11 protein-coding genes are annotated in these 12,183 nt (G+C 39.4%); 6 read left to right on the forward strand and 5 right to left on the reverse strand.

From position 1 onward, the window contains the following. Positions 1-64: 64 nt before the first annotated feature. Both CH352_RS02105 and CH352_RS02110 read left to right on the forward strand, forming a co-directional pair. Entirely contained in the window at positions 65-1,207 is a 1,143-nt protein-coding gene (locus CH352_RS02105; protein WP_100706388.1) for an LBF_2804 family protein, read from the forward strand. A 44-nt stretch (positions 1,208-1,251) separates the two neighbouring features. Next, positions 1,252-2,283 carry an MBL fold metallo-hydrolase gene (locus CH352_RS02110; RefSeq protein WP_100706387.1) on the forward strand — a complete coding sequence of 344 codons (1,032 nt, stop codon included), beginning with the start codon at positions 1,252-1,254 and terminating at the stop codon, positions 2,281-2,283. Here the strand turns inward: CH352_RS02110 and CH352_RS02115 are convergent. Genes CH352_RS02115 through CH352_RS02125 form a run of 3 tightly spaced genes read right to left on the reverse strand, consistent with a single transcriptional unit; the run spans position 2,280 to position 5,882 of the window. Next, complete coding sequence (locus tag CH352_RS02115; RefSeq protein WP_100706386.1) at positions 2,280-3,050, reverse strand: ribonuclease H-like domain-containing protein; 771 nt, start codon at positions 3,048-3,050, stop codon at positions 2,280-2,282. The two genes, CH352_RS02110 and CH352_RS02115, sit on opposite strands and share 4 nt — an antisense overlap. 4 nt (positions 3,051-3,054) lie before the next feature. Beyond that, entirely contained in the window at positions 3,055-4,824 is a 1,770-nt protein-coding gene (locus CH352_RS02120) for an apolipoprotein N-acyltransferase (protein WP_100706385.1), read from the reverse strand. After that, positions 4,821-5,882 (reverse strand): lipase secretion chaperone, encoded by a 1,062-nt coding sequence (locus tag CH352_RS02125; RefSeq protein ID WP_100706384.1) that lies wholly within the window; start codon positions 5,880-5,882, stop codon positions 4,821-4,823. The genes CH352_RS02120 and CH352_RS02125 overlap by 4 nt, the downstream gene beginning before the upstream one ends. Positions 5,883-5,994: 112 nt before the next feature. Between CH352_RS02125 and CH352_RS02130 the strand changes: the two genes are divergently transcribed. Beyond that, on the forward strand, positions 5,995-7,020 hold the full coding sequence (locus CH352_RS02130) for an NAD(P)-dependent oxidoreductase (protein ID WP_100706383.1): 1,026 nt from the start codon (positions 5,995-5,997) through the stop codon (positions 7,018-7,020). Between the two features lie 32 nt (positions 7,021-7,052). Here CH352_RS02130 and CH352_RS02135 read toward each other — a convergent pair whose 3' ends face one another. Continuing rightward, on the reverse strand, positions 7,053-7,715 hold the full coding sequence (locus CH352_RS02135; protein ID WP_243396277.1) for a flagellar assembly protein FlaA: 663 nt from the start codon (positions 7,713-7,715) through the stop codon (positions 7,053-7,055). Between the two features lie 110 nt (positions 7,716-7,825). Between CH352_RS02135 and CH352_RS02140 the strand changes: the two genes are divergently transcribed. Together CH352_RS02140 and CH352_RS02145 are read left to right on the forward strand one after the other, a co-directional pair. Continuing rightward, entirely contained in the window at positions 7,826-8,266 is a 441-nt protein-coding gene (locus CH352_RS02140) for a hypothetical protein (RefSeq protein ID WP_100706382.1), read from the forward strand. Between the two features lie 108 nt (positions 8,267-8,374). Further along, positions 8,375-9,625, forward strand: coding sequence for a hypothetical protein (locus tag CH352_RS02145; RefSeq protein ID WP_100706381.1), 1,251 nt, complete (start codon positions 8,375-8,377; stop codon positions 9,623-9,625). Between the two features lie 380 nt (positions 9,626-10,005). On the opposite strand, the gene CH352_RS02150 is transcribed toward CH352_RS02145, so the two are convergent. Beyond that, positions 10,006-10,638, reverse strand: coding sequence for a TetR/AcrR family transcriptional regulator (locus tag CH352_RS02150; RefSeq protein ID WP_100706583.1), 633 nt, complete (start codon positions 10,636-10,638; stop codon positions 10,006-10,008). A gap of 133 nt (positions 10,639-10,771) precedes the next feature. Between CH352_RS02150 and CH352_RS02155 the strand changes: the two genes are divergently transcribed. Further along, positions 10,772-12,046 carry an NADH:flavin oxidoreductase/NADH oxidase family protein gene (locus CH352_RS02155; RefSeq protein WP_100706582.1) on the forward strand — a complete coding sequence of 425 codons (1,275 nt, stop codon included), beginning with the start codon at positions 10,772-10,774 and terminating at the stop codon, positions 12,044-12,046. The last annotated feature ends 137 nt before the right edge of the window (positions 12,047-12,183 follow it).

A 12,183-nucleotide genomic window follows, 5' to 3' on the forward strand; every position in this document is an offset into this window, starting at 1 on the left:
CTCCCCGAGAGGTTCCACCATTGAGTTGACTTGCCTCCGATTTTAGTTTCCGATCGTCCTTCTAATGAATGCAAGGGCCGAATCTTATTCAGATTATAAACCAGGTGTTTTGGAAAAATGGGGCATTAAAATTCTCCGGAATTATGTCAATGCGGAGAAGGAAGAGGAAAAAATCCTTGGACCAAGCCCGGACTTCTTCCCCAAAAGCACTACGATTATACGCTGGGCTTCCTTCTTAGGATTGCAGATCGGATTTTGGACTACTTATTTTATTATCCTAGTAGAGAAACTTTTTCCGGAATCACCGGAAGTATTCTCTCCAGAGTTTATAGAAAAATGGAGTTATGCGGGAGCAGCACTTGCAATCGGGACCATCGTAGAATTTTATCTTCTTTATAAATTAGGATTATGGGCTGCATATAAACTTACAAAACTTTCCGGCATCCGATTAGAAGAAGATCCGGACCTGGTAACAGGAAATGCAAATTTACTTTCCAGAATGGCTTTGGAAATCCCGGACCCGGATCTAAAACTATTGGGAATAGATCCGTTACGACTCACAGACAAAAGAAGTTTGCTCATACGAACATTCTTTTATAAGACAAAGGTATTACTTTCTAACCTGCTCGCTAAGATCGTACTCAGAAAAATTTTAGCCAGAAACTCCTTACGAGTATATGCAGATTATATTGCCGCTCCTATAACGGCGATTTGGGACGGAGTTGTCATGTATCTGATCTTAAAAGAACTTAGGATCAGATTACTTTCCAGGATCATAGCGAAAGAAGTCACAGACGAAATATTAAAAAATAGGGATAAACTGAGTAAAGAAGGGAAGATTGCATTCTTAGCCGCTGTCGGGAATTCGGTAGTATTCACCCAAGTATTTCATCCCAATTTGGAATACATGCTGATCAAAATGCATAAAGGATTCGGTTTGAATTCTCAAAACGGATCTTTGGATGATCTGGATACATTCGGAAGTTTGGTTTCCCAATTATCTAAGGAAGAAAAGAAGGCATGCTTACGGTTATTATGTATCGCATGTTCCTTCGATGGAAAACTATCATCGTTCGAAACAAAACATATTAAACGAATTCTGGGAGAAGAAGCAAAAGAGAATTTGGACTCGATCCGAATTCTTTCGGAGTATATTCGAAAAGGAAATTTAGAAGCTTGCAGAGAAAGGAGTCGCCTATTTTCCTAGAAGACGGACTAGGCAGATCGATTTAGACAAGGGAGAATTCGAGTTTGAAAATATATCACTATGACTCAATTCCAGACGTAAAAGAAATCGGGGACGGAATTTTTAAAACGGAGATCCCACAGCCGTTTTATGCACCTAACAATATCTATATTCTTCCTGATGGAGAACCTGCACTTATAGATTCGGGTTATCTTGCAAATTTAGGAATGCTCCAAAGGGCACTTCGCAAGATCGGACTTAGCCTGAATAAGATCAAACATATCTTCTATACTCACAATCATTTGGATCATCTTAGCGCTGTTCTTACGATCCGTTATTATACGGATGCAAAACTCTATGCGATGAAAGGAATGGCTTCCGGCATCGGAAATTATTTGGAACATGTGGAAATGTTCAACAGAGCTTCTAAACGATTGGTGTACAAAGGCCATAGAGTTCCGGAAGATCGAAAAAGAGAATTAACAAGGATAGAAGAAGGAAATCTAAACTTAAGAAATACGTTAAGTAGAGGAACTCGAATCGATCCTATTTTAAAATTCGATATAGAATTGGAAGAAGGGGACGTGATCCATGCCGGAGGAAGAGATATCGGATTTTTACATACGCCTGGTCATAATCTCTGGCATCTCACTCCTTATATCTTGGAAGAGAATATTTTTTTCACAGGAGACTTGGTCTTACAAAACATATCTTCTATTTATGCGGAAATAGACGGAAATCTAGAAGATTATTACCGTTCTTTGGAAAGGATCTCTAAAATGAGTATCCGCAGATTATTGCCTGCTCATGGACCAGAACCTGAATCTCCTCAAAAGGCAATTAAACTTCTTCATAAAACATTACAGATCTTGGAAAGAGGCGTGATCCGCAGGCTCAAGGAAAAAGAATACGATCTTTCCGCACTAACTTTGGAAGCGATGGGGGAGAAGGTTGCTAATTCAGGATATTATAATACCGCTATGGCGATCTTACACTCTATGGTCCGTAAGTTTATAGATAAGGGTTGGGTAGAAATTATAGAAACTGAACCACCTTACGAAACCTATCGTTGGATCGCAGATACTCCTGAGACTTAAAACTCTGGGATCACTTCTCCGAAAAAGCGAGTTTCTTTGATCTTTAAATTATAGGCTTTGATAAACAAAAGTTCCAGGTTAACCACATCTTCTCTATTATATTTTAAAAGAAGATCCAATGCGTCTTGGTCGTCGTACTGAACATACTGCCACCACAATCGAACGGCATCCGCACCGTTGACTTCGTAAGGAAGATCTCTTTTGATACCGAGTGCCTTCTCACATCCTTTTAAACCACCTTTGATCCCGAGGCTTCGAAGAATATACATTAGATCTAAATGGCGGTTCTTAAATTTTTTACCGAATTCTTTTTCTAAAAAAGGAACGTCGAATGCAGCTCCGTTATAAGTCACAAAAACATGGGAAGAAGAAAGTTCTTCCGGAAAATCATCCATGTTCCTTCCTCTCAGATATGTTTTGAAATCTTTACCGTCATAAGTTCCTACAACAGTCACGAAGTCACCACTTCCTAAACCGGAAGTTTCAATATCCAAGTAGAGGAGATTTTCTCGGATGATCGGGAATAATCTCCATTTTTGTTGGTTCGGTAGAGCGAAGAAAAAATAATCCCAGTTCTTTCTATCCATTTCCTTTCTAGAAAAATCCAGAGAGTCCAAAAGTAATCTGGAATGCATGTCCGTTGGGGACTTTACTTTTTCTTTTAATACTTCTCTGAACTCTTCCCAATGGAGAATTCCTTGGTCCCAGAGTTTCCCCTCTTCGATTATGTCGATGCCAGGGAGATGGCAGAATGTATGTTCTAACAAAGAGTTAATCCTTAGTTTTGAAAAACGTCTTTTTTCCTACAAGAAAGAATAACGTGAATACCAGGATCGTATATAGATAAAAAGGAAAATTTCCCCATTCTGAATAGAATGTATTTCCACCGTTTTTCAATTTTGTGGCTGGCAGCAAAAATGATCTGGTATCTTTTTCTCCATATCTTGTAGGATGATTTAAACTTCTTCCATAAGGATCCACTGCGAATGAAATTCCTGTAACTGCAGGACGCACCATAGTCAGTCCGAATTCTATCGCTCTAAAACGAACAGCTCCTCCGTGTTGCCAAGCCTCTATCTCGGAGGAGAACCAGGAATCGTTGGTTGGATTTACAAAAAAAGTATATGTATCCTTGGACGCGAATTTAACGGAATCTCTAACAAGATAAGAGAACATGGCCTCATAACAGATCAAAGGTAGGATCTGGTAAGAAACATTTTCTTCTTTGCCAGAGCTCGTTAAAATTGGACGGAAATGATCCGGATTTTGGATCAAAGGAGTTTCTTCTTCCGTTGGTAGAGAAGGAATCCTTTCTCTTCTAAAAGAACGATTTCCTATAAGAGGTTTAGGATTTCCTCCAGTGATATAAAAGGAAGTTTCCTTAAACAGTTTTCTTAAAAAAGGAAACGCAGACTCGAAAGGAATATATTCCCCAAAAGCGAGTAATCTTCTTTTATCATAACGCACCACTTCTCCATTGGAAGAAGAAAGAAGTGTAACCTGATTTTTTAAACCTTCCGGAAAGCGGTTCAGCTCATTGTATAAAATATCCGCGCCGGATTTATACGTTAGATACATTAGGGCGCCATGGAATGTAGAGGAATATACACCTTGTCCAGGATTCTCATTCGGAATAGTTCCATGAAATGGGACCGCAGACTCTGGTAAAAATAAAAGATCAGGAGGAGGAGAAGTTTCCAAAGAAGAACGAAGTCCTAACTCTAAACTTGTGCTGATTGTTTGTCCTACAAATTCGGGATTTTCCGCTAATTCTCTTTTGCCTGGCGAAGTATTCGGTTGTATTAAAACTCCTGAAAGTTTTAAGATCCCATCCTCGATCGCAGGAGTTGAATTTGGTACGGTATAATCCGGAGCGGAATAAAGTCTAAAACCGCCTAAGGTCCAAACAACTCCGAAAATAAGGATTCCCGAAATGCCGTATCTTTGTCCGAAAGGGTTTCTAATTAAAACTAAAGAAGAACCTCCTAAAAGAAGAAAAAATCCTACTCCAAACACACCCGCCCAAGATGCGATTTGGGAAAAGGAAAGATTTCCTTCCGCTAAATTTCCCCAATACCAAGGAAATAGTTGAGGCATGATTAGATCGGAAAGAATTCCCCAAATAGGAAAGATTGCCCAGCCGAATAAAATAGATTTTTCCGGAGAGTTAATATACTTATTATATAAGAATAAACTAAAATTCCAGCCCAAGTAAAAGATGATAAGTTTAAAATGGGAGAAGATCCCATATACTAAGAATAATGTCCAGGAGACGCTCGTGCCTGCTCCCGAAATTGCAGATATAGAGGAGGGGATCCAGAAAAATACGATCAAATTAATGATTTGGGAAAGTCCCAAAATCCAGAAGACTGCTGATTTAAGTTTCCATTCTCTTAATTCTAAAAATAGAATATAGATACAAACCGCGGAAAGCCCTCCCGCAGGAAAAAACGCGAAGGGCTCCATTCCGAAAAGGATTCCGGACGCAATTCCGATCAGGCATAAAAATGGACGGATCGGATTTCTGGAAAATCGGATCATTTGCCTTGCAAGCGTCTTTGGTCTTCTTCTAAGGCTTTTCTTCTAGCGTAAGCCTCTGCTTCTTCTTGGCCTAAAATTTTAACTCGGATCTCGTTCAGAGCTTTCTCTTTTTCTTCAGGTCTTGCAGTAGGATGGGCTCTTAGCCAAGTTTGTTCTTCTTGTGCGGTTTGCTCTTCCTTCTTCTTTTCCGCATCTATTTCTTTCAGTACTTTTTCGATCCTGTCAGCTCCGTCTTTTCCGAAATATTTTTCTCGGATCGCGCGCACCTGAGGATCTTTTTCTGCGGCTGATAATTTATTTAGATCTGCTTCTTTAAAATAAAGTTCAGTTTCGTATTTATTGAACTTAGGCTCTCTTTTGTTGATCGTATTATAATAGTTTCCGTAAACTCCCTTACGATATTCTTCGTATCTCGCGAGTTTTTTGTCACCGGGAAGATTTTTGACCTCGTTCAAGAATTGGTCGTATCCGAATTGGAATTCCTTCTCCGCTTCTTCTAATCCGAAAATCAACTTAGCATCTTGATCAGAAAAAAGTTCTCTTCTCTTCTTCTTTATGATTTCGTAAACTTCCTCCTGACTTTTGCCTCTAGGTTGTTCGAATTCTCTTAAGACGATCTCATAAGAAAGATATTTTCTGAAAAGACCAACGAGTCTTTCTCCATCCGCTCCGGGATATTGTTCTAAGATAAACGCTTTTACTATTTCGTTACATTGTTCCGGAGTATAATCTGCAGGACATTTTCTTCTCAGTTCCCAGAGAGAGGATACTAAATCCAACTCACCATTCGCAGCATATTTCAGGATCTCATCGTAACTCAACCATTGGCCGTCTTTATATAGTTCACGAGAAGTAGCCATGATCTCAGGATTGATGATCCATTCTCCGTTCTCGTTTTGGGTTACAGTAAAGCCTGGAGAATCTCCTCCATCAAAACCGAAGTCTCTGCCGGTTGAACCGGGTTCCCAGAGAAGGAATACGATCAATACTATAAGGATTAAAAAACCAGAGGCAAAAAGCCAGATTTTCGGGGGGATTTCTTTTAAACGTTCTAACATTTGAAATATTTACCGGTTGGAAAGCATTGAAGCTATTGATCGGGTGCGAGAAGGCAAGAGTTTTTACGGAAAATAAATTGGCGATTCAGGTCCTTTTTTAAAAGATTCCTTCATGTCTCTTCCAATTCTTTTTTATCCGGAAGGAACCGTCGGGGCTTCTGAAATTTTTTCTCATTTCCGGAACTTAGATGTGAGATCTTATCCTGCCAAATCTCCGGAAGAGATCGAAAAGTATAAACCTACGATCTTGATCGCAAATACTAGACTTAAGGTAAATCGAGAAACCTGTCGGACGTTCCCAAGTGTAAAAATTTTTGCGACAGTGAGTTCCGGAACAGATCATGTGAACTTTTCGGATCTCAAAAAAGAATCCCGTGTATTTATCAATTCTCCAGGAAGCAATGCCGGATCGGTTGCGGAATATTGCTGGGTATCCCTACTTCATTTTTTTTCCGAAGAAGAGTTGAGAAAGAAGAATGTGGGCATCATCGGCTTCGGCAATACAGGCAAGAAGTTCGCTAAAATTTTAGAGGAGAAGAAGGTTCCCTATATCTATAACGACCCATTTATCAAAGACCGATCTGTTCCTTTAGATGAAATATTAAAATGTTCTATTGTCAGTCTTCATGTTCCGCTTACTGCAAACGGTCCTTATCCTACAGTAAACTTGCTCGACAAAGGTAAAATTTCTAAATTGAAAGAAGGTACACTTCTTCTGAATACAAGCAGAGGAGAAGTTTGGTCCGAAGAAACTTTTCAAACTATTTTGGACAGGACAGATCTATACAAGGTAATGGACGTGTTTTATCCGGAACCACCGAATGGAAAGATCGCAGAACAAATGGCGAGTCTGGAAAATTCAATTTTCACTCCTCATATCGCAGGTTATAGCCAATTGGGAAGATTGCTCGGTACTTACAGGCTTGCGGAGAAGCTATGTATTTTATACAAGGAGGACAAACTGCCCTCGCTTTCCGGATTTTTAAAATCGGATCAGCCAATCTCTACGGAAACTTTTTTAGAAGAAGAGGATAAAAGTTTGAGAGACTCATGGAAAAATCAGGATTGGGAATATTTTGAAAGAAGAAGGAATTCTTATCCGACCAGAAAAGATCTGGGACTCGCCGATCTAGATTAGAATCCATCCTATGAGTTTCATGTGAGAAGCGACTATTTTACTAAAGCTTTCTCACCGGGAAACAAAAGATATTTAGGCCTTGTTTTAGCAAGAATATCATCTATTACGAAAACTTCTCTTGTTCCTCTTTTTCTTTCGAAGGGCGCTTCATATAAAAATCCTAAGAACACAAGTTCGGAATTTTTATGAGTTACCAAATCATCTTGTCTTACTTTTCGAGTGATATCTAAAGACAATACCTTCCAGCCTGAAAAATTAAAATGTGTGAGTAAGATCTTTTTTTGATCCAAGGTGGAATCCCTAACTAAAATAAAAAGAGAACCTCCTCCATCATTTGCATAAACATGGAATTTGAACTCTTTTACGAATTCGTTAGAAGCCCAAGGTTTCTTGAATAAGATCTGGAAGGATTGATTTTTTTCTGCGCTTAGTTCCACATACAAAGATTTTTCGGATTCTCTTTCTGGAGTTCTAAACACAGTGGAGATCCTTACTTCCGGATTGAAATCGGGACCTAATTTTGCTTTTACGTTTTCTTCTCCGAAGATCTCAGTTTCAAAATCTTGGACTACGTATTCTTTGTAAATTCCGGAAAGATCTTTGGATAAGGTCGGGCCGGATAAAATAAAAATTCCAGTGAGAATAATTAAGGAAAAAATTTTCAGTGAATAGATCTTAAATATTTTCCTGCCCATGTTTTTTATTTCGGCCAGATTCTCAAAAAAAACTAGTATCTCGTTTATTTTCTTAAGATCCATTTCTCTAAAAACTTGATGGTGTATATGTCCTTCCAAGAATCAGTACTATGGATCCTTCGGAAGATTCTTATTTCCCAACTCAATTAGAATTCGGAGAAGCATTCCGTTCCGCTTTTCATGAGTTTTTTGGAGATGAAAAGGACTTACAATACGAATTGTATGATCTAAAGTCCGAAGGTTCCGGGCCCAAGGCAAAATGGGCTACCTTCTCCATTCGAAATCCTTTGGGCGGTAGATCCATCGTATTTAGATTCGATCCTGATTCAGGCACCTTTTACGCTATGTTAAAAGTACAAGTGATACCAGGGGAAGAAGATTGGAGCTTGGATTCTTTTTTTCACAAAAACGGTTTTTCGGAAATCGGTTCTGCGGAAGTACAAAATACTGCGGGAGAATGGCTCTTTCATTCTTTAGCCAGACATTATTTAGGGACCATTTTTAGCAATTGCCCACGTATTTTAGAGCCTGATTATAAGTTGGAGCCTTAAACTAATTCAGAAAAAAATACCACCAAATTCGACATAAACGACGGCCAATATCCCAAAAAAGAAGGGAAAGATTACGAGGAAATTTGTTATTAAATAAAAGGCCCAGGCATGAAACGTATTGTTCTACTACTAAGTATCTTTCAGATCTTATATTGCAACCAAGCAAAGGAAGTAAGCCTAGATGCTTCTAAATCGTTAATGGGCCTTTCGTTAGATCTGACATTATCTGAACAGCTTCAACCGACTACTGATCTAGGTCCTGAATTTGTAGCAGTAGGCCTCTCCTGTTCTTTGTGGATCAGTGAAGACGGAGTGGAATGGACCGCAAGTGCCGGTTCTTCAGTCTTTCCTGATTGTTCAGGAGGAACGTTGTATTCGATTACTTATGGTAACGGATTGTATGTAGCCGTTGGAACCCTCTATGCAGGTTTCAATTCTAGGACAAATAATTGCGGACTTTGGATAAGTCCCGATGCAGTCACCTGGACTAGAATTCCTTGTCCAAATAATAGTATATATCCTTCTCAAGGAAATCTACCACTTCGTTCCGTTTCTTATGGTAGAGTAGGTGGAGTTAAAAAATTTGTAGCAGCAGGTCCTAAGTTTGGATCCGATAGTAGTGCGGACCAATTGTATATGATCCAAAGCACAAACGGAAAAACTTGGACAGCAATGGAAGACATCCCAGAAACGGAACATGGAACAGCAAATGGATCATGCTTAGTGATGTTTCATAATGATATATTGTACTGCCCACAAGAAGGTGGGTCTTATTCAGCGATCTTAGAATATAATCCGAGTACTTCTACGTCCGGTATGCCTGGCTTCCCGCCATTTGGGGGCGGTAATGCTTTGGAATCTTTGACATACGCACCTCCGAATACTACCGTGTATGATCAATATTCATTCCAATTTTTCGTATCTAGAGCAAATTCACTTTTCGTTTTTGGAATGAAAGAGACCGATTCAATAGCGGTAAGTTCAAGAATGAACACGAGTGGGGTATGGCCTGCATCGGTAGCGATTGGTTTTGGCGCTAATAATCGACCCAATGGATTTGCAAGTGATGAGTCCGGAAATATTTACACTTTCGGAAATTCTTGTAAATGGGCATATTCTTCCAATCAAGGAACTTCTTGGACAACAGTAAATACATTGGATGCCTGTGGGACCACAAGTGCTTATCAAGATTGGATGTCTGCAGCCTACAGCACTAAACTAAATAGAATGGTAGTAGTGGGGGATGGAGGTTCTATCGGGACTACAAATATTTCTCCTACTTTAACTACTGATTGGGCATACTTACAAGTTTCAGGTGTCAATCTTCAGATAACCTCAGTAACTAGCAAAAACAAGTAAGATTTGCAAAACCTAGATCTAAAATAAATCTGGGAAGAAGATGGACCCAATTCTAATTATAGTAATCGTATCCGGATTTTTTGTCGGTATCTTGTACGGACTTTGGATCAAAAAAAGACATAAAGAATTAAAATAGTCAGATTAAGAACCGCATTCCTCACTCAAGGGACTCTAAAAAAAAATTTTGAAAATGTAAGTCTTAGATCCTTTGTTTGTTCTCTAATATATAGAGATGAAGAATCAAAAATTCAAATTGAGACTCTGGAAATTCTATCGGATCATTAGACCATTAATGGCGATCCTGATTTCTTTAGCTTTTTTACTAGTGAGTATTTATCTTCCGATCAAGATTTGAAAAACTCTCACTCAAAACTCATCCTTCAAATTTCACAGTTATCCTGAGGAAGGAATAACATAGATTTAAAAAATACTTTCAGCACTTCTCTGCCTACAGTCTGCAACGCTCTTTTATTAGAAATATCGGATTGGATCTGTAAACCGTCAAAAAGTGCAAGCAATGTTCTGGCGGAAAGTTCTGGAGAAAGATCTGCCTTGATCTTGCCGTTTTCCTGGGATTCCTTAATCGTTTTAGCAAAAAGTTTTTCTAAAGAATCATAAAAGCTTAATATTTCTTTTTCCATTGCGCCGCATGCTGTCGCTTCCGCAAACAAACGAGGGCTGCAATTTCCTTCTACTGCCAGACGATTCGCAAGTCTTTCTAGGTATTCTACCAGGCGCAAGTGAGGAGGGAGTGCTTTTACTTCAGGCTCTTCGAATCCGAATCTTTCCCAGGACAAAAAGTTTTGGATGAGTGTGTCTCTGATCTCTTCTTTACTTTCGAAATGGAAATAGATCCCACCTTTTGTGAGCCCGGCAGCATCCGCTATGTCTTGTACAGAGGTCCTTTCGAAACCTTTGCTAAAGAAACATTGCATAGCTGCCTGAAGGATGGATTCCTTTCGGACCTCCTCCGGCATTTTTTTCCAACCAGGTTTAGCTTTGCTCAGTTTCATTCCAGCCCTCTGTTTCTCCATTTTTCCTTCGTCCGTCAAACGAATTCTCCATATTCTCCAAAAATAAATACCGAACGGTAGGAATTTTTGTTGACCGGGCCAGTCCAATAAATACCGAATGGTAGGAAATAACTTGAGTGAGAATTATATGATCCAGGCATTATCTAGGGAAGGGATTGCATCCGAACTGAAACTTCCTAATGGCCAAATACTCAAAAATAGAATAGTTAAAGCATCTATGGAAGAAGGTCTTTCGGATAAGGAATTTCTTCCTAGCCAAAGATTATTTAAACTTTATGAAAGATGGGCTCGATCGGGCGCGGGACTTCTTCTTACCGGAAATGTAATGGTGGATCTGAATGGGCTCACAGGTCCGGGTAACGTGATCTTAAGAAAGGATATAGATCTTTCTTCCGTCCAAAAATGGGCCGAGATAGGTCAATCTGGCGGATCCAAAATTTGGATGCAGATCAATCATCCAGGAAGACAAACATTCGGTTTTATTTCAGAAACACCAGTTGCTCCTTCTCCAATTAAAGTGCATATACCGGGAAGAATGTTCTCTAAAGTTTTTGGAGAACCGAGAGCGTTAACCGGAGAAGAGATCAAAATACTTATCCAAAAGTTTGTAGATGCTGCGCTCATAGCTGAAAAGGCAGGATTTAATGGGGTAGAAGTTCATTCTGCACATGGATATTTATTAAATCAGTTCCTTTCGCCGATCAGCAATATTAGAAAAGATGAATGGGGCGGTCCTTTAGAGAATAGAGCCAGATTTCTTTTAGAAGTTTTGAAAGGTATTAAAGCATCGGTTCGTTCCGATTTCGGAGTTGGTGTTAAATTAAATTCTGCCGACTTCCAAGGCGGAGGTTTTCAAGAAGAAGATTCTATCCGAGTTATCAAAATGTTAGAACCTCTCGGTTTGGATCTTTTGGAAATTTCAGGAGGGAATTATGAATCTCCTGCGATGCAGGGAACTGGCACAAATAAAAGAGAAGCTTACTTTTTAGATTTTGCAAAAAAGGCAAAAGAAATCACTAAGATCCCTTTATTGGTCACCGGAGGATTTAGAACTAGATCCATAATGGAAGAAGCTATTGTTTCGAAAGAAGCAGACCTAATAGGGATCGCAGCACCTTTCGCGTTCCATCCTACATTCGTAGACGGATTACTTTCTGGGAAGATAGAGAAGGTCTCGGTAGAAATTCCTAAACTTTCGAACCCTGCATTAAATTCGCTTTCTAAGATGTCAGCGATCCGTCTTCAGTTCAGAAGAATGGGAGAAGGAAAAGAACCTAAGTTGCCAGGTTCTTTGATTTGGAATATGATCCGGGATCAGATCAGAGGAAGACGTAACGCTAAAAGATATAAGAGACTGCTTCGCAGACTCTTGAAGCCCGAAATTTAATACCGATCGAAAACCTAAGTTTTATAACCGGACTATAGTCGCTTCGCTCCTGAAGTCTGCAGTAGCAAACTATAGAAAATTTTTGGAACGGATTTCTGCAAAGCGGATCGCATCCTAAAGACGACTTAATCCATTGA

The organism is Leptospira hartskeerlii, assembly GCF_002811475.1.
Taxonomy (GTDB): domain Bacteria; phylum Spirochaetota; class Leptospiria; order Leptospirales; family Leptospiraceae; genus Leptospira_B; species Leptospira_B hartskeerlii.